Below are 24,145 nucleotides of genomic sequence, written 5' to 3' on the forward strand. Positions count from 1 at the left end.
TCTATTTTATTGTAACCAAATAATCTGGTTTTCATTAAAGGCATCAATAATACGCTTGCTTAAATATGGTACAACTACTTGGACACTAATTATACCTTGATTTTCAAGTTCCTTAGAAAGAACAGTTCTTTTACTTTAAATCTACTGTTTTTTCCGCAATTTGCTTATCATTCTTTAAAGCTCATTTGCCAACCATCAAATTCGCACTCGCAATTATCAGCTATTTTATACATTGCCTCACTCCAAGAATATATCTGTTTTTCATTAATCGACAAAGGCGAGGTAAGACCTGTAATTACAAATTCTTTATTATCAATGGAACGATGATATTCTGAAGTATATGTCATCGTTTTTAGATTAGATACCACCTTGTTTGCTTTGCTGTCAGAGGAACAATAAAAGTAATATTCAAGTTTGTGTTTTGAGTTTTCAACAATACCGTTTCTATATAGGTTGTTTATAGCGTTAGAAATTAATTTATAATCTGGTTTTCGCAAGTTAGAATTTGCCTGAGCAGTGGTGATGATATTAGGTGGGTTAATAATTTGAGTATCATTCTTCTTACTGCACGAAAAATTAATTGTGACAGCAGTTAAGATTAAAATTAGGTTACGCATATATTTATTTTTAACATTCGACTCCATTTTAATACTCAGATATTGAGTATCATTAAATAGAACAAAGAATTTTAATATTACCCCCGCCTAAGCAGGGGTGAATAAATTACATATACTTGTTTATTGAAAGTCAGGATAAACAAAATTAAATTTTCCAGTTCTTATGCGCTCTACAACCATGAGAGGAGGTATAACAGCACCAATTTCAGCGTTACGGTTTTCCCCGTTCAATTTTCCAACATTTTTAAAATTTTTGTCATTAATCTTCCAAACGTACCAGTCTTCAGAAATAAAAACCTGAGGTTTTCCTGGGCCATGGCCGGCATCATTAGTCCCTCTAAAAAGGACACTATTTATATTAGGATAAACAGCATAGTTACCTTCAGGATTAAATAAGCCTTGCTTCACACCAATATTAATTGGAGTATGGGTATGGAAATCAATTTCTCCTGAAAGTAATTCTTTAAAATCAGGTACTTGATCTTTTAAATATTCCTGTTTATAGGACCTGATCACATCACTATTTAGTTGGGTAAGGTCGTTTGCAATGTATTGGAAGAATTTTTTATTTCCATTGTCTAATTCTACAGAGAATATGTCTCCAATTTTTGTAATTACTCGTTTTGCCATATTAAATTTATCTAATGTGTTGTTGGCGAAATTATTCCTTCAAAATTTTTCCAATTTTTTGGAGCGATTGAATTGATTTTATTTAACAATTGCCCGCCATTTTTTTGTAATCCATATTGATTAATTAAATTCTGTTCTATAACCCGTGCCCCTGATTTAGATAAATTTGAGGCCCCATTTAATTCTTGAAAAATTAGAGCCCCCCTTTCTCCTCCAGCAGCAGCATGTTCTGCCCAACGCAGTGCAGGAATTCTATTTGTTATCCCGACGTATTTTATACTACCAGCTGCGTCAATACCGTAATAGACAGAGTAAGATTTCTGTATTATTGGTGCGCTTCTTAAACTACGCGCAATCAGGCTTCCAGCTCCGGCTGTCACAGCTCCCACAACTGCATCCTGTACTAGCGGGTTTTCTGCAACTAGCATCTGAATTTCAGTTTTACCTCTTGAATCAGGTATTGGCCCAATTGTGGGAATATTATAATTTGCCATCCTTACGGCCATATTTATTGCCGCATTCTGCATGTTCTGTTGTAGGTTGGAAAGATCATTTCTTCCACCATAGCAAACCGAACAATTTGAAGGCATGATGGAGCCTGGATTTGAAGCTATTGCACGAATCGGTGCATTCAAAACAACTTCTGGGATAAGATAAGGTTTATTAGCCCCACCAATTTCATTAGGTTTAGGATCTTCACCTGGACCATCTAATCCCTGTGGTCCACCGATCTCCATTCCACCGTTAATCGGATCACTTCTTAGTCCTGTGGCGTCGGAGTAAAACAACGGATTGTTATATGCATAGCCATAGGGGTCAAGAGTTGTTACGCTTAAAGGATCATGCGAGTTAAATCTTCCAATATCAGGCATATAGAAACGTGCTCCAAGGTCATAGAAGCCTGATTCCTGCAATTCCTTTCCTAGAAACTTATAGTTTTTAAAGCTGGATGCGCCAAAAAACGAATTTCCAGTCCGCAGATGATTCATCCCAAAAGGATAATAATCATTTGCATCGACAATTTGAAGAGCACCTTTGCTGTTTCTGATGAAACTTATTCTGGCATTACCCAGATGATCTTTGTACTGGTAAATATACTGATCATTTTGATAATCATAAAACCCTTCGTCAGTGGAGAAGAATCGTAAATTTAAATTTTTTGCTTCAGCAGTTACCGGAGGGGGATTTAGCCTGGTATCAGTATCATCAATGCTAAATGCTTGATTCTCGTAGGCATATTTTGCTTTTTCCAGAGTAGATCGCAATTCAACACTTCCACCGCCATCATTACTTGTAACTGTGCTTTGATACTGAAAGCCATCGAGGTAATCTGTTATTTCTGTCGTAGTGTAGCAATTAATAATTCCACATTCGAATCTAGGAACTGATTTTTGCAGTTTGACACCTTCGGAATCATATAGATAATTTTGACTACCAAGAACCCCTAAAGTTCCGTACTCAAATTTACTGGGCAGATCTAAGTGGTTATAGGTAATTCGGCTTATATTTTTGTCAGCCATCGTGAACATATTGCCATTTAAGTCATAGTCAATACTTCCGCCACCTCCTTCATAACCTGCCGGATTTCCTGTATTGTCAGTTATACTTGATATCTTATTGCCGGCATTATAGACATAAGTAAGATTATCGATGACAGTTGCCGTAGTGTTTAAATTTTCTGTTACAGATGTCCTATACATATTGGTAATATTTCCATTAACATCGTAACTCAATGATTCTGTATTTTCTCTACTATAGGGGTTCAGTGGATTCTGATAATATCCAGCAGAGAGCCTATTTAGGCTATCATAAGCATATCCATACCTTTTTGGGACTAGAGGGGGATTAGATCCAATGGACTCTACAGCTCTCCAGTCTATTTCTGAAACACTTCCATTGAATTTAGGTTTTACGTCCTTTCCGGGAAAAAGTGAAGGATCAGGATTGGTAATACCATCCTTTTGATTGTATTTGATCTTGTAAGACAATAACTTGCCGCCTAGGTCAGTGACAGTCATTTGATCTTTGTTAATGTCAGTAAGCCAACCTCGGATATTGTAACCATAATCGATACTTTGAAGATCATAACCAACTTTTTTATTAACAAGCTGGGAAATTTCATTGTATGTTTTCTCAGATAGAAGCTCTTCTGCTTTGCTTCCGACCTTATGATAATGACGTTTCAACCTATTCTGATTGTCATATACAAAACGTTCACTTATTGAGATAGCAACTTCCCCCGGCTTTCTAAGATGTATTGTGTTAACTTTAAGCTTTTCCCCCGCAAAGCTTAATAGTAGTTCATTTTTGGTATATCCTCCGAAATGGTTAATTGAATAAGTTCCTATAACTCTTGTTTTCGAATCATAGTAGACATAGTTTTTTGTCCAGTTATCATCCTCGATATTTTTAACAAGCTTCATAGTTGCTTTTCCCTTAGTACTGACGGACTGCATTTCAGTAATTACAGGCTGACCTAAAATTGAAACTGGAAAAGGTGGGTTAAAACTGTATGGTGGATAAGAGTCGTAGTACTGCACAGACAGAAGTTTTATCCATCCGCCAGTCGGATAAGTTCCATTGGGATCATAAAAGACGTCCATGCCCTCACGGTTGAAGAATATATTCGGGGTTCTTTTTACATTATTAAGACCTAAAGCATCAACATTTGACTGTTCAGCACTCCTTTCACCGCCAGTCGAAATACCAGTAAAAGCTATTCTCCCAAAACTATCATATTTTGTATATAACCACTGTCCCTTTGTTTTTAAAACTGCATCCTGAAATGCCACCGGTCTATTTTGTTTGTCATAAACAATTAGCTCCCAACCTTTACCCGGAAGCTTTCTTTCAGCAATACGTCCTTTACCATCATATCTATTTTCATAACAAAGATTTGCGAGTTTAGTAGTATTAGTGCTAATATCTGTTTCCCGACTTGCTAATGGAGGCACTATATAAACCAGACGGTCATATTTGTCATAGATGTAGTAAGTATCAGAAAAGTTTCCCGGATCTCCTCTTCGCTCTAAGATTATCTGATCCTTAGTATTTTTAAAAGTTAGTTTTTCATTTCCATCCTCATCTTTAACACTATTCTTAAATAGCTGGGAAGCTTGAAAAAATCCAGCATCAATTAAAGTGGTAACGGATACACCATTCGTCCATGAAGTTGATGTTTTAAAATATCTAATTTGTTCAGAAGTAGAATTCGAAGAATATGCTAAGATAACTGGTTTACTTGTCCAGTCATTTCCCATTTGTACCTGCTGTTGGACTCTATTCAGAGGAGAACTCTCTATAGTTTTTTCAGAATAGATCTTCTCATTAGCGTAAAAATTGTTTGCATCATTCACAGGAAACGCGGTGAGACTTGAGGACTGAGCGTAAATTGAACCGTTTGTTGACCCTGTTTGCGGTATAGGAAGGTAGGTTCTTGTTTTCTTTCCTGAACCATCATAAACAATCGGCTGAACAACGTCCCTTCCTAACGGTGAACCCTTTATCGCAATTATTTGGCGAAGCTTACCAAAACCGTCATAGTATTTTGCGGTTTCAGAGCTTTTGACACAGGTTGAGTCCAGACATTCTTTAGAATAAATATAGTTTTCCGTATCCGACAATCCTGTTTGTGCATTTGCAGAAGCTATGGCTAAAAGAAGGCATAGCAGACTAAAAATATATGTTTTCATCTGTGGAATTTTTAATTAATGGAAAGTGCAAAGTCTAAATTGATAACTGTATTATTTGGCGGAAGGACAAAGGTTGCCCCAGGGACAAATTTCACATAAATTTCACCATTTGGCTGAACCGTGATTCCCCACACTCCGGTGGAATAAGCGGAACTGGTCCTCACATTTGGAGATAAACAATTTCCAACAATTTTACCTACCAGAACACCGTTTCCACTCTGCCAGCTCATTCCTGAATTGAAAACATATTCCATTTTAATTCTAAAATTCAGACCAGATCCTGGGTAAATTCCAATAGTACCATAATGCCAATTAATAGAAGGGCCTTGAGTGATAGAACATGAAAAAGGTGTGCAAGTGCCATTATTATTTGCAAAATTCTGCCCATTTGCATTAATATCATTTGTAGCTTGATTATCTGCATCTGCCTGACTAAAAGTTGAAGAATAAGTATTTTCTGGAACTGTATACTTTATAGTGCTTCCGAAGGCACTGCTACCACAGGTTTTTGCAAAGGATTTGCTTTGTTCAGCATTGAAAAATCTGGCCGAGGCATATTTATATTTGTACTCACTTAATGTTTTGCCTTCATTGTCCAGAACTTTGGTAATTCGATTGCTATTATCATAAATATTTTTTGAGCTTAAACCAGAAACATCCGTTCTAACTTTTAAGCCAACCAAAGGATCATAAACGTCGGTAATTACTTGAAAATTCTTTAAATTGGGACTATTTCTAAATGTTGATAGTTCTGACAAATACTGGTTTTCAGTATTTTCATCAACATCCAAATTGGATTTTTTAACGATTTCAAGCTGTAAGTATGAGGAATTGCTCTGCGGGTCAAGCCCGAATGCGTTCATAACTTCGCCATAAGTTGCTCCTACTATTTTTGCAATAACTTTACTCTGATTATACCCCCAGACCATAACTGATGGTCCATTAGCACCTGTTATCTGCAAAATGTTTCCCTTACTATCATATTTGTCAAATGATAGAATTTTATCCCAATCATTCATAGCATAATCGTACGTATAAATCGCATTTGGAAGTACAAGTCCATTAGTTGTTGAATAGGTTGTTTTGGTTTTTTCTACCTCGTCACTGCCATTCTTTTTGTCATGGCCGATTTTAATTTGCTCATAATCTACATTTGTATTAATTAATTGATCAGTGCTCTCAAAAGCATAATTATTAATTTGCGTGTCATTATTTACAGGTCCTGATGAGGTGATGTTTTTAAGAAGATTAAAGCGATCTGTGTACGTTAAGCTCTTGGAACTTTGAACTAAACCACCAGACAAATAATTCTTTTCAATAATATTGGAAATATTATTACGCTTAATTAAAGAATGCGTATACTGAGCAGTTGCCCCCATAAAGTTCGCATCTAAAGTCGAAGCAGTTGGGTAGAATAAAATCCGTGTTCGTGGGTAAACTCCAGGTTCTACAAGATTTGGCCCCACATACTCTGTGGTTGAATAAGTATTTGCTATTTCTTTAACGATATTACCTAACTTATCATATAACTTTGTGTTTACGATATTTCCTCGTAAATAATCATAATTAAACATCTTTGAAGCGAGGCTTGTTTTAGAAAACAGATAACTGTCCATATCCATGTCTACATTGTTTCCGGAAATCTGCCATTTATAACTTTGAATCTCTGGATAGTCCGAATAACTGCTAAACTTATAATCGGAGTAACCTCCATCTGGATCTATTTTTCTTGAAGTAGGATAAATAACATAACTTCCTTTCGATTTAGTAACCAATGTACTATAAGAACGTGATACGCTTGATTTAACCCCAACCGGAACGCCTCCAAGTGCAATATCTTCATCTCCTGCAACCATTGGAAGGCTCGAAACCAGCCCATCTCCATAAGTATACTTTGTGGTAAGAGTCTTATTAATAAAAGGATCTATCAAATTTATTTCTTTGATACGTAAACCACCACCTTTAATTTTAGATCCTTTCCAGTTAAACTCGTGTGGCTCATAAATAAAGGACTGGACGCTCTGAGTTGGATATGTTATACTTTTTAAGGACCATGCACGGATATTTTCCAATCCTGAAATTCCCTGTTCAAATTGGCCAGATGTCATTACTGGATTGAGCGAAGGAACCTTTAGCGGGGAGAAATAAGAGAAATTAATATTATTTCTAGTTTCTGTATATTGATAAACATATGGTCTTACTGGAAATCCATAAGAATCTTTTATGGAGGATTCTATGATGTCATTTTTGAATCCAAAGACATCCTTATTTAAAGATGTAATTTTAGGAAGGTTAATATCCTCATAATAATCTAACTTATAAATTTCCTTATTAAGATTATTTTCTCCATAACCTTTTTCAACTGCAGTGAGTTTAAGTCTTTTGCATACATCAGCATTGCCACAGCCTGAATCAAAATAGCTATAAACGAAATTATACTGCATTACAATCTGACCCAGATTATTTTTAATCAGCATTGATTTTAAAAGGGGTTCCTTAACGAAAGGGTTCACTATAGATTGTCCCCAAATTTCGCCGATATATTCAACATCAGGAGCGAGTGGTATTTCACTAAGGATCATATTCCTAGTAATTTTATCCTCCCTAAGATTTTCATAATTAAAGATTATCTCTGCATCATTTGTCTTGATTTTGGACGGCAGTTTTTTAATATAGGTTTCTTTGGTTGTCACATCAAACTCTTTGATTGCTCTTAAGTAGTTTGTGACAGAGCCGTTATCTACCCTTCGAATAAGTTTATCCCATACTTTGTCATATTTAACATTTTCATTGATTCTGGCTAAAGGTTTGTAAGTAACCTGTAAGACATTCTTCGTAGTATTATCTTTAATTTCTGATAATTTTAATCCAGTATTGAAACTCATATTGGTAGTGCTGGACCCCAGTGCACTTCCTCTAAAATTAACATCCTTTGTATTTGTACTAATTGCAATTCGTTCAATTTCTGAAAAGGTATAAGTGAACTTGTCTTTATTTATTTTAACTTGCTGAGTGTCAAAATCGTTACCTGGTGTATATGAATTGCAGTTTCCTGTCATTGTAAATAAATGATAGTATACAAACGGACCCGCGGGGGGCATTGGACAATCTTGTATCCGTTTCCGATTCGATACTACACCATATTTTAAAGCTTCCTCCTCCAAAGGCTGTGACCTGAGAAAAGTTATGTTTGCTGTATTATAGCCTTCAATTTCTCTTACTTTGAATTCCCTGTCAATAAAAAATTTACCAGATAAGTTAGGTGTATTGATAGTGTAATAATCAGGAAAATCGGTTGGAAATGGTTGTGGTGGTTCATGCATCCTTAAATAGGCTTTCCAATTATCCCTACCTTCATTATCCTCATAGTTTCCATTTACCTCTTTATAAATTTCCCCTACTGAAGAAAGAGTCCATCCTAAACCAACTTCGCTTGCGTATTGGTCTACCTGAACTCCTTCCGCATTGTATTGCAACCTGATAGGAATTTCGATTCCACCAAAATTTATAGTATACAAAGGAATAGAAGTATCGGCTCTACCGGTATAAGTATTTACAGACCCCAAATTTACATTGGTGGAACGAAAAGGATTATTATCAATTGGAGCATCAAATACAGCATCTGTTGAAGTTTGGGCAGAAAATACTGTCGCGATTGAAAAACATAGCGTAGAAAATAGTGTTTTCATCATTTTACTTTTTGATTAATTTGGCATTTGCGGATTTGTTTGCATCCGTTTTTATCGTAACTAGATACGCTCCCTGAACTAAAGCTTGGGTATTGATCTTAGTTACGCTGTTTTTAGTTTTAATACTTTGGAGCTGTCTTCCACTCATATCATATAACAGAATATCTGCATCCTTAAAATCAAAGCCGATTTCTACATAAGCATAATCTGAAACTGGATTCGGGTAAATCTTGATATCGTATTTCTCAATAAGTTGGTCAACTTGTTTATCTCCAAGCTTTACAATCTTCCAGTTTTCTTTGCCTAATTCTGTAGCACTGGTTCCCGCCAGGATAATAGAACCATCTCTGTTCAGTTTCAAATCTGAAAGTCTTTCTTCTTTTTGTCTTGACTCTCCTGTGATGTACTTTCTCCACTGTTCATTGCCGTTAACGTCTAAATACAACATCCAGAAGGTCTCATCGTCTTTTTCTATTCTTCCTTCGGCCTGAGTATAACCGCCAAGTAAAATTCCCTTCGCAGATCTGTCGTCTACGGAATGAAGTACACTCATACTCATAAGAATATCCCTGTTTTTGAAATTGTAGGATTTTTGCCACTGCTCATCACCTCTTTCATTTAAAGAAATCAACCATAGGTCTGTTCCCTCCTCGGTACCTACTGTTTTGCTACCTGATCTTTCTGATCTGGATTCTCCACCAATGATAAAACCATTTGATGTTAAAGCCAACGTTCTGACATGATCATCCGCTTTTCCTCCGAAGTTCTTTTCCCATTCCACTTTATTATCTTTAGATATTTTGATCACCCAATAATCTCCTTCTCCATAATTTTCAGTTTTCTTCATTCCGCTTGCATTACTTCGAGAGTATATTCCGAGTAATGCTCCTCCATCAGCTGTAGGAATCATTTTTTCAACTTCATCTAAACCTTTTCCTCCTAAAATAATTTGGGAAACGACATTTCCGTCTTTGTCCAATCTTGTGATCCAGACATCTTTGGAACCATAACCTTTTGAAGACCTTAATATATTTCCTGCAACAAAGAATCCCAGATCCGTCGTTTGAATAACTGCCCTCGCTTCTTCATCTAAAGATGTTCCCAAGGTTTTTTGCCATAGTTCGTCCCCAAATTCATTAAGGCGTAAGATCCAGATGTCCGCCCCCCCTTTTGAATCATTTTTCTTATCCAAACCATTAGTGGAATAGCTGGTGCCGGCAAGAAAAAATCCACCGTCCTGCGTCGATATAGTAGATGATAAATAATCGTGATTGTTTCCAGAGAGGTACTTATCCCAGATCTGTTCTCCATTCTGATTAAGTTTGATAAGGTGGAAATCATAACCCTTGTTTTGCTGATTCTTCGTTGAATTTGAATTTTCAAGCTGAATGGTGCTTCCGGAAACCAAATATTGCCCGTCTAGTGTAACTGTAACTTGGTTTAGAAAACTTTGAGTGGATGATACTATATCCTTTTGCCAAAGCAGTTTTTGACCGCACAATGAAATTGCCATGCACAATGTAAATGTGCAAATAATTGTAGTTTTCATGTAAATGGATTTTTTTTAAGGAGCGTAACTATATTAGAAGTTTGGTAGTGATCTTTTATCGGTTGAAAAATATTTACACCGATTTTATTATTCATACCACAATAAAGAACCAAAATATTTGCAAACTGAAGTTCTGGTGGATGAAGGCATTTTAGATCGACTTGCGATGCATTTTCCTCTTCTATTGAGACCAGTTCACTAAGGACTAAATTAGATCCCAAAAGAAACGCACAGAGCATGACTCTGGAAAAATCAATTCTTTTCATAGGCTATAAAATGTTTTTGGTTAGTGCTAGGAAACCTATGAAAATAAAGCTCTATGCATCATATTATTATACGATACAGGTAGAAATAATCAACATCTGGTTTCTTAGCGGTATTGTGGCAATATTATAAAAAAAATCGATACCCGGTATGGGGGAAAACCCCATATTTTTAATGGGTGTTTTCACGGTATCAGGTTGATATTGAATTCTTTAATATTTAATAGGAATAAAATAAAGCTAAAAAACCCCGATAATTAGGGGTTTACAGCTTAAATAAGAATGTGCGTACAAAATTGTATAAATTGGACTACTATACATATCTTTATTTTACAGAGATCCGTAAGGAATTATCGATCTTATAATCGATAGCGTAATGAAATAGCCCTCCATATATCTTTAGCAAGTTCTTGATCCGCCTCAGAGTTTTCAAAAAACCAAGCTTTATCTCTATTAACAAGTTTTTGAATTACTCCATCTAGTAGAAGATCTACTTCGGTGTCGTCTTTTGAAATTCCTCTTTTTAAAAGTCGAATCTGAAAATCTCTATTCTTATATGTGATCCTAAAAATTTGTCCGGCGGTACTTTCAAAACTTGAACCTATCGTATCTTCCATAATAGCAAAATAAATTAATAAATTGAATTTAGTATGTTTTCCTTTTTTTGAAACGTAAGATAATATGAATTGTTGTAGGTATTACCTTATAATATTATTACCTATAAAGCTTCTGAATGCCAAATTATGCCATAAGTTTCACATATTCAAGATTCGATAAAAAATCATTCTATATTAGCTCAAGCATTGTATAAAAAATTCAAGCACAGTTTTATGATTATATAAGTAATAAGGACCCATTAAAAAAATAGACTGTCTCATTATATGTAAAAATTTGGAAAAATATATAATATTAATTTACGAGTGATCAACAGAATGTTGGACAAAACGAGACTATAAAATATTAGCAAAACATCATTTACTTTTTGACAAACATTTCATCATCCAAAATTAAATACATTCTTTAATTACCAATATAGGTGGTAAATTCACCAATAATTTCACCACCGACATAAAGATATTTTTGGTTTAAATAAAATAAATTACAATCCGCAACTTAGCTCAAACATTGCATAAAAAAATCAAGCACAGTTTTATGATTGTATAAGAAATAATGACCCGTTAAAAATAGACTGTCTCATTATATCTTAAAAATTGGAAAAATATATATTGTTAATTTACGAGTGATCAACAGAATGTAGGACAAAACGTGACTATAAAATATTAGCAAAAACATCATTTACTTTTTGACAAACATTTCATCATCCCAAATTAAATACATTCTTTAATTACCAATATAGGTAGTGAATTCACCAATTATTTCACCACCGACATAAAGATATTTTTGGCTAAAATAAAATAAATTACAATCCGCAACTACCTTAAGTTCAGTTAGTTATAAAATCACTCGATATTAATTTAAATATTTGATTTACAGTATTTTACAAAAAAAAGTTTTTTAAAATTGAGCATTTTGTCCCTTTCTTTTCAAAAATAGTTAGTTTGAAGAGAGCTGTAAATTTGAAAAACTGCATGAAATGAGCATAGTTTGTTATTATCAAATTATCAAAATAAAACCCTTCTTTTTGACAATGTTACTTCGTTAGAAATTGACAATAAATTCTTGAATTACAATGGGAAATAATAAAACTTGTTTCTATTATATTTTGTTCATTTTTATAAAATCCGTAAATTTGTAACAGTTATTATTGGTTTGTGTGAATTTATCCCTTATATGTCCCTCAATGGTGACAAACCACTGAAAACAAGGATTTTCCAAGTTCTGTATCGGAAAGTAATTCTCAACAATACAATAAAAAAAGTCAATACTTAATCAGTGTAAAAGTTATGATAACTTCCTGGTTGAGTATTGACTTTTCTATTACCAAAATCTTCTATCAGCATTCTTTCTTACATACTCCTCTATTTCATTATCAGTTTCCAAAATTCACAAAATGCGGAACCTCTGTCGCGAAACTGTTCATTGGTAAAAGATTATTTCGGTTGCTGTTGAAATCAAAGACTGAATTATTATCAAAAGGAACACGGGGATAATAGGTAAATGAAATCTGAATCCTGTTGAAAACCAGAAACGGATTATTAATTAAGACACCAACTCCTATTTTGGTGTTCATTTTTGTATTGAGCAGTTTGTCATCCGGCATCCCCAGCCATCCTGCAGCCATTGTTAGATAAGGACTGAAATGGAAATTCTTCCAGGTCTTATTGATAAACAGCTGAAGCTGATATCTTAAAACCAGTTTTTTAGTTCCAATGTAATCCGAGTTGTACACCGGAAATTCATCTGCAGAAGAAAGATTGATCCGGTCGATATAAGAATAATTATGCTGTGGATTTCCTAACGCTAAAGTCGGAGAAAAGAAATGTCTCACTTTGGCAAATTTCCAGTCCATAAGATTGGTAAAATAAGTCCCATCCAGGCGGAATGACTCACGATTTTGGCTGTCCTCATTAAAGAATCTTCCGAACTGAGCTTTCACAGTGAAATACCCAAGGCGTGTAAAATCCCCATAAGATGCAGAAATCCCTACATAAGGCTTCACATTACTGCTTCTTGATAATGCTCCACCGATAATATTCACCGAATTACCATAGGCGACATCTTCCGGCAGATCATATTGAAAAATATTCTTTTGAACTGAAAAGTTCCTGCGGATAAATCCTACAGACATCAGAAAACTGTTGTAAGACTTGAAATATTTATACTGGTCGATTTCCGGGCTGTCTTTATACTGGTAGTTTTGAACCCTTCCTATGATGGCAATATTACTGGACACTTTTTCGCTTGCACCAGAGGAAACGGGAATCTGATAACCACCCCATAGATCCTGGCTGTACGCTTTGATCTGAACTTCAGGATAAGTAGTATCTGTTTCTATCGGAAGTAAAACATTTCGCTTAAAATACTCAAAAGTAAACCCACCTGCCCATTTCGTAAGGGGTGAAAAGAAGTCTCTTCGGACATTAAAATTGATTCTTTCATTCCTCAAAAAATCACGCTCCCCAAGAAGCTGGGCATTGATATAAGAACCAAACAGATTATATGCGGTATAACTTCCCTGAACATAATTTTGTCTTTCTTTGGAATCATTTCTATAAAGAAAATCAAATGTGTGACCCAATCCCAATACATTTTCTTCAGTAACGCCCAATCCGATTTTGCTTCCGGAATAGCTGACTCTCGGTTTCAGACTCCAGGAATCAAGAACTCTTACAACCACATCAATGGAATCTTTACTGGAAGTACTGTCGGAAACACTGATATTAACTCTGTTTACAAAAGGCATTGTTCTGAGCAAACGTTCGGATTCGTAGAGTTTCTGAGCATTGTATTGTTCACCTTCCTCAAAAAGTAAATAATTATTCACCGTAGAATTTTTTGTTTTGGAGTGGAGATGATCTGTCAGCCAGTCGTACCACTTCAATCTTTCTTTATTATCTTTTGAACTGTATCCGAAAGGGTCAATGGTTTCTATCCGGATTTTTCTGATGTATTTTTTGTTATAGGTTTCCTGTGACAGTTTTTCAGTCCGGGACTTAACGGAGGTAGAATCCGCCTCTCTTCGGAATATGAGGCGGTGAATAAATTTGGTAACTTTTCTTTGATCTGAAAATTCTTCTATTTTATAATAAAGCGAATCCTTTTTTTCCTGTGCTTTTAAAGAAAAAAAACCACTTAAAAAGAAAATTAAAACTATAGCTGACTTGTTCATTAATAATCAAAATTCAATAAGGTTTGTACTATCAATTTATAAGCCAATAAAGGCTCAACAGATGATAATATATTTTTAATGTGAAAAAATAAATGTAAGCAAATTTTTAAGTCGATTGATTTAAAAACGCAGATCATTTTCTATAAACAGCAAGCTTTTAGAATTTTATAAACAAAATTGATGAAAATTTTATAATCCGCAGGAAAGACAAGCATCGATTTGATAAATCAAAAAATAAATATCTCAATATTGAGACATTTGTCGTAAATTTGAGGCAATTAAAAATAATGGATACCCAACAAAGAATTATTGATACAGCCATAATAGTCTTAAACGAGAATTTTTCGGCAACAATTGAAGAGATCGCAGCAAGCTGTAACCTTAACCGCAGAACTTTGCACAGATACTTTAAAAGCAGGAACGAACTATTGGAAGCTTGCAACAGAAATATGATGACCGCTTGGGAAGAAAAAGCTATTAAAGCCTGTAACAGCTCTACCAATCCCATCATACAGCTGGAGAATCTGTTATATGCCGGCATTGACAGTGGAACGAAGTATGCCTTTTTAATTAAACTGAATGAAGTGGAAGCTACTTACGAAGTTGAAATAAGTAAGGACTATTTAAAAGCAAGAAATGGTTTATTCGATGCAATACTGAAACTGCAAAAAGAGCAACTGATAGATAACCAGCTGCCATTACCCTGGATAAGAATTCTATTCACCAGCGTTATTACGGCAACCATCACCGCGTACAGATCCGGAGATATTGCTCCCAATGAAGTAAAAAAACTAGCCTGGAATTCATTCAGCAGAAGCATAGGCTTACAATTAAATAAATAAAAATGATACATTCCTTTTTAATGATAGGTCAGTCCAATATGGCTGGACGTGGCTACGCAAATGAAGTCCCTCCTATCTTTGATGAGCATATTAAAATGCAGAGAAACGGATTATGGCAGATTATGTCTGAGCCTATTAACTATGACCGTCCCAGTTCAGGTATCGGTCTTGCCGCCTCATTTGCTGCTTCCTGGAGACTGGATAATGAACAAAACGAAATTGGATTGATTCCATGCGCGGATGGAGGTACGAGCCTTGATGACTGGGCTATAGAGGGTGCTTTATTTGAAAACGCAGTGTCACAAGCCAGACTTGCCCAGCGGACAAGCGAGATCAAAGGGATTTTATGGCATCAAGGTGAAAGTGACTGCTCTCCTGAAAAGGCAGGCAGATACCAGGAAAAGTTTTCTGCAATTATTGATGCTTTGCGAAAAGAATTAAATATTCCTGAAGTTCCGCTTATCATTGGAGGCTTAGGAGATTATTTATCAAGCGGAATATTTGGTCAGTACTTCACTCATTATCCCTTGGTCAATAAGGAACTGGAGCTTTTTGCCCAATCTCATAAAAACTGTTATTTTGTTAGTGCAAAAGGGCTTACGGCGAACCCTGATGGGGTTCATTTCAATGCTCATTCACAAAGATTATTAGGAATAAGATATTACCATGCATACCGTGATCTTAAGACCTTTTTAGATCCTATCATGGATGAAGCCAGTATATTGGACATCATCTATAACCGTCATTATACCAAGACAGAAAAGATTAAACTTCTGGAACACGAATTCGCAATCGGGAATATTGAAAGTAAAGATTATTTAGCCCGGTTAACAGCAATTGGGCAAGAGTAAAAGAACATTCTATTTTATTATTTTCAACATAAACTGTCAACCTTAAAAAATCCAACATCTTTTCGATATTGGATTTTTTTATTAAGCTTAATGGATGCTTTATTCAAGATTAAATATTGATCATCATTAGCAAATCAGAAGCAACCGATATTCACCATCGTTTTCTACAGGTGCTCTATGTACACATGGCAATGCTTGTTGTGCCGGATGATCTACAGCGATCCGCCAAAGGTGCCCTACTTCTAAATTAACGGGTTCTGCATCAGGTTTAGGCTGATAATGCAGATCGAAGAAATACTCTTTCAGAAAATCTTCAAATTCTTCTTCCGGACCGTCATGTAATTCTTTGAGCTTTTCCCGGATTTCCGGAATCATGATTTTCTGTTCCACCTGATCATTTGGGATGATATCACTTGCAGCCCCATAATAGGTACATAAAAAAGTGTCCGTTGCAACAGGCGAACGATCAACATGATATGAATATACATCGGTTGAAATGAAACCAAGCTCCTCATCGCGTTCATACTTTTTAAGCAAATTAAGAACCGGGGAAGCTCCAAAGTCTGTCAATAACTGAAAATCATTTAAAATAATTTCCCTTGCCATATTCCCTTTTTCCGACAGCTTTAATGATAAAAGGTCTTCAACGGAAACTTCGGTAATATTTTCATCTAACTGAAGTTGAGACACAATTTCTTTAAAGTCTCCTGCTAAGTTTCTGTACCAGCAAATTGCATTCATCGCTCCTTGAAAACCTGTATTCACCAGTTCAGAAAAGTTGGATACCACTTCAATTTGATGATTATCAGAAAATATATTGCTCATATTTCAGAATAAAAAATTCAGTTATTTAATTCTCTGCAAAAGTAAGGAATAGATGAAAGGTACTGCTATATTATTACCGTAAACATTAAAAGAAAAGCATAAATCATCGTTTTAAAATATAAAAAAACAGCATCCTCTTTCGGAGAATGCTGTTCGTATATAAGGTTATTAATTTCAAGTTTTGTTTTTACTTCTTCAGTATTTTTTCTGTTACTGTAGAAGATTTTGTTTTAAGTTTAATGTAATATACTCCTGTCTGAAGAGAAGATAATACTACCTGTTCCTGCATCATATTCAAAGTTCCTTGTTTTATCAATTGTCCTGTCGTACCAAAGATTTCATAGGAAACCAAAGGCTCTTTACTTCTGATAGTAAGCACATCCTGAACCGGATTAGGATACAATTGTATTCCTGCCTGAACAGCCGTTTCTTCTACCGACATCTGACTGCATGCTGATTTAGCAAATTTTGTAAAAAATGATTGAGATTTTCCGCCAAGTACATTTACAGCCATTGTATTGACATTATCATTAGGGTCTGTAAACAATTGGTCATGAAAAAAACCTCCTACTATATAGTTACCATCTTTATCTGCAGCAACTGCCGTAAATTCATCTATAACATTAAAGTTACTGCGAATCTCTCCTGCTCCCAAAACAGCTCCCGTATCTTTATTAAGCCTTACCAATAAAGGATCTGATCTATCTCCATCAGGGCGTGTCATTGTATAACTTCCCCAGATATCAGACCAGCTTCCTTTGGCAAATGCCACTTCATTTCCATTAATAGCAATTGTACCTTTCGTAAAACGGTACCCAAACTGAAGACCGGACATTCCCTCAGGTGTTCTTGCCCACTGCACAGAACCCGAAGCATTCATCTTTACGACAAACGGAACGGCTTCAACATAATTTCTCAAAGGAAAAGTATAATTTCCAAAAGTTGCAGGTACCGATATTCCATTAAAATACCGTCCTGAAATATAAATATCCGAAGTAACCGGATCTTTTATGATGGAATGAATTTCATCATCATTACTCGCTGTACCATTATTCAATTCTTTTCTCCATACCTCTGCCCCGGTAGTACCATCAAAAGCCAATACATAAGCTGCTTTTGTAAATGGAACATTATTGTAAGAAAGATCAATTAAGTTACTGGCTCCTGCATCCATTCTTTTACCTGCAATATAATAACGGTTCAGGCTTTCATCATATACCACATTTACTTTTCCCTCTCTTCCTACAGCATTTATAGCATCTCCTGTGATAGGAAGAAGCACTGGAGTTGCCGGTGTCATATTCCCATTCGCATTATCATAATTGAACTTAACGGCATAATACTGATAAGTAGAAGTATAGGTTGAAGGTACCGTAATTAAACCATTTAAATGAGTTCCTGCTCTAAAGCCCATCACTGCATGGATATTTTTGGAAGCATCCATATACATCATCTGAACATCGCACATACGGGAGGAATAATTAACATCCCCCTGCAAAGATTTACTCCACGCCAATGTACCGTCAGAAGTATTGTATTTTAAGAGAAAAGCCGCTTTGTGTGCAGGGTCAATAGTTTGATCATAATGCGTATACAAAGGCAGTGTATGAGTATCATCAAAATGTACAGGAATAGCATTAGGATCTCCGATATACGAATTGTTATAAATGGTAGCCATGATGTATAATCCTCCATTATTATCCACCTTTATATGCCAGGCATTTTCTCCGTCTCCCGTACCGCCTATCGGTCTGGACCATCTTATATTCCCTTCACAATCAGTTGAGAATAAAAAAAGGTCACTGAGCCCATAATTGGCTACAGAGGTGCCATTCAGATTTTGCCCCTGCTCCCGCATAGTTGCAAGATAATAAGTATTATTGTTGTTATCCACTACAATATCCCGTATGGATTCATCAAATACATAATGAAACCCCGGATCAGCCGAACCTGTTATCCCGCCTGCCTGTTTTCCCCATTGCCATTGGTAGGTCTGGCCAAAAGATAAAGCTGGCAGCATCAGAAGAAGTCTCCACAGCTTGTTTTTTAATTGTATCATAAAAATTCTTTTAGTTATCATATACTATAAAAAAACAGCGCTCTCCGAAGAGAGCACTGATTTATAAGTCACTAATTTTTAATTAGTTTTCCTTGTAATGATGTGTCTCCCGTTTGTACAATGACAATGTAAACACCTTGCAACCAGCTGGAAATTTCCACGTCTACCTCACCGGAAGCCGCTTTCACTTCTTTACGGAATTTGATATTGCCCATGGCATCAAAAACTGTAATCTGTTTTGCCAGTAATTTTTCATTACCTGTATTATACGAGATTTTCACTTTTTCCTTCGCAGGATTTGGTATCATTTTCAGAGAAGAAACTGCAGTAACGGTAACGCTTCTTGATGCACTTCTCATACCCATCCAGTCCGGATCTACCGCTTTGGTACTAAACTTACACGTTTCATTAGAGAATAAGATCTCATCTGCACCCTGGAAATTCGGATTCGGATAGAATGCCAATGGATTAGCATTCATATCATACACCCCTCCTGCCGGAATCGTAATAATAGACGGAATATAAGTTCCGTATCCATTAACACTTGAAACGTTAAGACTTATTGGCTGACCTCCTGCATTGTGAATGACACCAAAAACAGCGTAATGATCTCCAACCCATTTCATTCCTTTAATTTCTCCTTCAATCTTACAATCTGTTTCGTATCCACATTCCTTACCTGGATAGTAATTCATTGTTCCGGATGTATACTGACACCCTAAATGATTCACCTGTAATTGGTAGGTACCTGGAGCTCCAATATATAATGGGAAAATGAAATTATTGTTTCCAGTCTGAATGCTGTTTCCGAACAACATCCAATCATGGTGATCAAATACTCCTTTTGGTCCCAGAATATAATTCTTCTCTCTAAGACATTCGTCATAGCATCCTGTAGGGAATACCCACATAAGACTTTCAAGACTTAATGGTACTTCTACATAATTAGATACTTTACAACCGCTTGGCGCAGTATAAATAACCTGATAAGCACCTCCTTCATTTACAGTGATTGACTGACCTGACATTCCATTGCTCCAGTTATAATTTCCTGCAGATGGTCCTGATGCAGTTAACTTAATTCTATAAGGCTGGCAGCTCACCAAGCTATAAGCTATCGTAACCGGTGATGGTGGAGCACTTACTGTAACTGTAAAGTTTTTAGAACTTACACATCCTGATGCACCCGGAGTTCTTACTTCCAATGTATAAACATACGTACCTACTGGTAGTGATCCTGTATTGAAAGTAATTGGATAAGGACCAGACGCCCATGCAGCTGATGCTAGAGCACCATTTTTCTTCCATTGGTATTCTAATGTATTATCTGTTACAAGACCGCTAAGTGTCGTAGAAGATCCTTGGCAGATATTTGCTGTTCCTGATATGTTAACATATGGAGGATTTTTAAGCGTTACTGATATCGCCTTAGTACTCATAACACTTGTTCTACATCCATCTGATGATACCAGCACCGGCCAGTAGCTACCAGATTGAGTTGGAGTAAATACAGGAGAGCTTGGTGCTCCTGATACTGGTTGAGAACCATTCATCCAGATATACTGGCTAGGCGTTCCAAGAGTACTGCTGAATACGATATTAGGAGCACTTCCTATACAAGCTACAAGAGCTGGAGGTGCCATATTACCATCAAGAATCGCTTCTTTCACATTAATCCCAATTGGAGCAGAAGTATATTCACATCCATTAGGTGTTTTAATTTTCAGCTGTATCGTTTTTGTTCCGCTCGTATTATACGTTATCGTAGCATTCGGTCCTCCGGTTACATAAGACGTACCATCAAAAATCCATGTATATGTATTTCCAGGAACGTATGATAAAGGAGAGAATGTAATTGCTTCACGTACACATACCCATGCCGGAACCAAGAAACTTGTACTAGGAACTGGTGCCAATGTAACAGTCTGCGTAGTAGTACACGTTGGTTTTCCAGGTGCAGACACTGTCATTGTAAAGGTATAAGTACCCGGCGCCAAATTGTTATAAGTAGCCGTCTGCCCTGTTTGAGTAGGTTGTCCCGGGCTAGTAAATGTATAAGTAATAGATGACGGATTAATTTCAAATATAGTAGAAGTATTGAAAAGAGTCACATTGTAACCCCCTCCGTTACACACTGTACTTACATTGAATTTAGGCTCGTAGTTCTTTCTTACCTCTACTGCTTTGCTATACCAGCATGTACCATATCTAAGACGTACAAAAACAATATGTGCACCAGCAAGATTAGTCTGATATGTTGCTGTAGGCTGCCCTTGAGGTGAAGTTAAAGTAAGTACACTGTCTGATGACCATTGGATCTCATTAGGAGTTCCATTATACGTTAAACCTGAAACAGAAATCGTATTACAACCTGACCATGAAGCAGCAAAGTTGATCTGAGGATCTGTATTACAAGTTCCGCTGCTTGGACATAGCTGACTCACATTAATGTTTTGTGAGGAAACCACACAACCATTGATATCTACTGCCTGTACTCTATAGGTTCCAAAAGCACCTGCACCTCCTATGGTGTATGAGTTCGTTGTAGCACCAGGTATGATTCCATTATTTTTATACCACTGCCAAGATACAATATTAGTAAGTCCTGTAGAACTGTTAGCCGTAAGAGTATACGGTGTCATTGTTGTAGGATCACATACTAGAATATTATATACCGGAGAAACCGTAATAATGGTTTCAGGATATATAGTAAAGGTAGCACTTGCTGTAGGTTTGTAGTTACATCCGTTAGTTCCAGAATAAGTCACAGTAACTACCTGAGAGACATTACTTCCTGAAGTATTTGAGATATACCCATTATTTGGGAAGCTATAATTTCCAGCTGGATTGAAAGCTGTAGTATACGTTGTTCCGTTAGCAAATGTGAAAGTAACATTTGTAGCCGAAGTGATCGTTCCCTGATTTACAGTGAAAGACAGATTCGAACCTAAACAAAGTCCACCAACATTCGTAAAGCTAACGGTTGGAAGCGTTAGTAAAGATACCGGTATGCTGATAATTTTTGTTACTCCACACTTCACAATTCTTAAGTTCAGAGTCGTGCTGCTTGTAGAAGAGATCTCATTAAAATTTACCGTAATATTAGCTGTACCTTGTCCTCCTATCACACTTCCGAAGTTAGAACTTCCAAATGTCCATTCCATAAATTCAGGAACAATTCCATTCAGATTTGCACTGAAAGTTTGAGTACTACTTGGACAGAAAGGTCCTGGGTTAGGATTAATCGTAATCGTATTAAGATCCAATGGCGCTACATTGAACGAAATTGGAGCCGATAGACAACCTGCATTACTCATCGATTTATTCTGTGCAGACACAGTATATGATGAAGCACCAGCATTAAATATAACCGTTACAGAAGGTCCTGCATTACTACCCTGGATGGTTCCGTTGGTAACGCTCCAAACTGGTACCATTCCTGCATCAACAGAGCTGATGGTATACACATAAGGTTTTCCAGGACATACCTTCGTCTCTCCTGAAATAGTTCCTGTAGGTGGCTGTGGAATTGGTAATACCTTAATAATTCTTGAATTACTTTCACAACCTCCTCCTTGCTTAACAGCAGTAATAGTATAAGTACCCGCTGTTGTAAAAGGATAAGTAAATGGTCCAGATACTACTCCCGATGTGACAGTAGAACCTCCAGTGGTTACTTTCCAGATAACAGGTACATTAGGTGTAGCTGTGAATGTCTGGCTTGTTCCTGCACAGATTTCATCTGCACCACCGCTTATTGTTACCGGTGTTTCTACTACGATATCAATAGAAGCAGTTCCTTCACATGATAACAGAGTGTTGAAATACGTTGCTTCAAGGTGATAAGTTCCAGGCTGAGTTGCTGAGAAAACAATTTCGTTTCTCTGCTGAGTATTCACCAACTGACCTCCTGCAGGTCCTGACACATTCCAGTTAACTTTGGTGGTAGGCCATTGAGGAATTGAATAGGTATACTGCTTACCAGCACATACCACTTCCTGACCTTTCACTTTTGCATTCTTTAAAATCACAGGGATTTTAATAGTAGTCCATTCAGGGCAAGCACATTCAGACATGTACATTACATATCCAAAACCGTCAAGCGGATCTACCTGATCCCAAATTACTTCAATGTCGTTACCGTTATTGGCGACAATTTGTCCACCGATAACTTTCCATTGTCCTTTATTACATCCATCCTGTGCATTGTACTTCTCTCTGCTTCCTTCGCATACTACAGAAGCACAGTTGATCTGTACAGGATATGATTTCAGAACCTTAATCTCTTTTTTAAATTTACTCTGACATCCGCACTTATTGGTTACAGTAAGCTGAACCGTATAAGTACCGGCAGTAGTATAGGTGTGAGACGGCTCAAAAGCGGTAGATGTGGAAGTTACTCCATCTCCGAATTGCCAGTAATAATTGACAATATCCGATCCTCCGTTTTGTTCAGAAAGGTTATCAAAATACACCGTTGTATTGTTACATACGGTAGCATCCAGATTTAACAATTCAAATTTAGCAATAGGCCTGTTGATTTTTTCAATACAGATCGTCTGTGTTTCCACAGTTCCGTCGTTGTAAGTGATCACAGCCTGTAAAGATCCATTACCGGCAGCTCCCCACGTAACATACGCTAAGGTATTCCCGGTTCCGGTAATAGTGGCAGTTCCTCCTGAAACTGACCATTGTACATTAGAAACATTGGAACCCTGAACCAGATATTTGACAGGGTCTAATGATTTTTCGCAGACCCGGAGGCACTGGGAAGAATTGATGTAGGAACTGGCGATTCCGTTGTCAGGGATCTGACCTTCTTTTTCGCCGCGGAATTCCTGGCATCCGACCTGTTCGGTCCATGTAATTTGAGCTTGTGCTTGTAGTGCCCAGGGCACCAAAAGCCAACATAGCAGGAGCCATCTGAAGACGTGCTGCCTACCAAAATAGGTGTTGTTTTTCATAGTTATTAAAAAAGTGTTATTAATTTTTTGTCAAATTAATAAAAATAATAATACAAAAATCATTTAATAGTGAAAAAATAACATTCTTTCACAGTTCATACCCAACAATATAGATGAATTCCTGCGTATATGTTATTTCACCCATATATTAGTTATGCGAAAAAATTTAAGAATTCCTCAATTACTGACGCTTTAGACGGTTTTTCAACAAATAAAATACCGTATTTTAATCATATTAAAAACCAAAATAATAACCAAGAATTAAATTTGTGTATTTTTTCCTAAAAAAAATAATATTTACATTAAAATTAATCACATTCAAAACCACAAGAAAAACAGACCGTTTTTAAATAATATACTTACTCTTAAAACAA

The 24,145-nt window shown here is 36.3% G+C and carries 13 protein-coding genes; 2 read left to right on the forward strand and 11 right to left on the reverse strand.

Annotation, left to right across the window (positions count from 1 at the left end):
- Positions 1 to 167: 167 nt before the first annotated feature.
- The 8 genes from DBR39_RS12625 to DBR39_RS12660 form a co-directional block, all read right to left on the reverse strand.
- Entirely contained in the window at positions 168 to 617 is a 450-nt protein-coding gene (locus tag DBR39_RS12625; RefSeq protein WP_185147180.1) for a ribonuclease E inhibitor RraB, read from the reverse strand.
- A 120-nt stretch (positions 618 to 737) separates the two neighbouring features.
- Positions 738 to 1,247 (reverse strand): hypothetical protein, encoded by a 510-nt coding sequence (locus tag DBR39_RS12630; protein WP_124533602.1) that lies wholly within the window; start codon positions 1,245 to 1,247, stop codon positions 738 to 740.
- An 11-nt stretch (positions 1,248 to 1,258) separates the two neighbouring features.
- Positions 1,259 to 4,939 (reverse strand): DUF6443 domain-containing protein, encoded by a 3,681-nt coding sequence (locus tag DBR39_RS12635; RefSeq protein WP_124533604.1) that lies wholly within the window; start codon positions 4,937 to 4,939, stop codon positions 1,259 to 1,261.
- Positions 4,940 to 4,950: 11 nt separating this feature from the next.
- Complete coding sequence (locus DBR39_RS12640; RefSeq protein ID WP_124533606.1) at positions 4,951 to 8,628, reverse strand: DUF5977 domain-containing protein; 3,678 nt, start codon at positions 8,626 to 8,628, stop codon at positions 4,951 to 4,953.
- A gap of 4 nt (positions 8,629 to 8,632) precedes the next feature.
- Positions 8,633 to 10,177, reverse strand: coding sequence for a T9SS type A sorting domain-containing protein (locus tag DBR39_RS12645; protein WP_124533608.1), 1,545 nt, complete (start codon positions 10,175 to 10,177; stop codon positions 8,633 to 8,635).
- A complete protein-coding gene (locus DBR39_RS12650; RefSeq protein WP_124533610.1) occupies positions 10,174 to 10,443 on the reverse strand; it encodes a hypothetical protein in 270 nt (89 codons plus the stop codon). Before DBR39_RS12650 ends, DBR39_RS12645 begins: the two co-directional genes overlap by 4 nt.
- Positions 10,444 to 10,799: 356 nt before the next feature.
- Positions 10,800 to 11,057, reverse strand: a complete 258-nt coding sequence (locus tag DBR39_RS12655) for a hypothetical protein (protein WP_124533612.1) — start codon at positions 11,055 to 11,057, stop codon at positions 10,800 to 10,802.
- Between the two features lie 1,373 nt (positions 11,058 to 12,430).
- A complete protein-coding gene (locus DBR39_RS12660; RefSeq protein WP_124533614.1) occupies positions 12,431 to 14,230 on the reverse strand; it encodes a hypothetical protein in 1,800 nt (599 codons plus the stop codon).
- Between the two features lie 287 nt (positions 14,231 to 14,517).
- Between DBR39_RS12660 and DBR39_RS12665 the strand changes: the two genes are divergently transcribed.
- Together DBR39_RS12665 and DBR39_RS12670 are read left to right on the forward strand one after the other, a co-directional pair.
- On the forward strand, positions 14,518 to 15,072 hold the full coding sequence (locus DBR39_RS12665) for a TetR/AcrR family transcriptional regulator (protein ID WP_124533616.1): 555 nt from the start codon (positions 14,518 to 14,520) through the stop codon (positions 15,070 to 15,072).
- A gap of 2 nt (positions 15,073 to 15,074) precedes the next feature.
- Entirely contained in the window at positions 15,075 to 15,923 is an 849-nt protein-coding gene (locus DBR39_RS12670) for a sialate O-acetylesterase (protein WP_124533618.1), read from the forward strand.
- Positions 15,924 to 16,049: 126 nt separating this feature from the next.
- On the opposite strand, the gene DBR39_RS12675 is transcribed toward DBR39_RS12670, so the two are convergent.
- The 3 genes from DBR39_RS12675 to DBR39_RS12685 form a co-directional block, all read right to left on the reverse strand.
- Positions 16,050 to 16,748 (reverse strand): DUF1826 domain-containing protein, encoded by a 699-nt coding sequence (locus DBR39_RS12675; RefSeq protein ID WP_124533620.1) that lies wholly within the window; start codon positions 16,746 to 16,748, stop codon positions 16,050 to 16,052.
- Between the two features lie 187 nt (positions 16,749 to 16,935).
- The gene (locus tag DBR39_RS12680; RefSeq protein ID WP_185147181.1) at positions 16,936 to 18,807 is read right to left on the reverse strand and encodes a T9SS type A sorting domain-containing protein; all 1,872 of its coding nucleotides are present in this window, start codon (positions 18,805 to 18,807) and stop codon (positions 16,936 to 16,938) included.
- A gap of 71 nt (positions 18,808 to 18,878) precedes the next feature.
- Positions 18,879 to 23,771 carry a PKD domain-containing protein gene (locus tag DBR39_RS12685; protein ID WP_124533624.1) on the reverse strand — a complete coding sequence of 1,631 codons (4,893 nt, stop codon included), beginning with the start codon at positions 23,769 to 23,771 and terminating at the stop codon, positions 18,879 to 18,881.
- Between the last annotated feature and the right edge of the window lie 374 nt (positions 23,772 to 24,145).

The organism is Chryseobacterium sp. KBW03, assembly GCF_003852415.1.
GTDB lineage: Bacteria > Bacteroidota > Bacteroidia > Flavobacteriales > Weeksellaceae > Chryseobacterium > Chryseobacterium viscerum.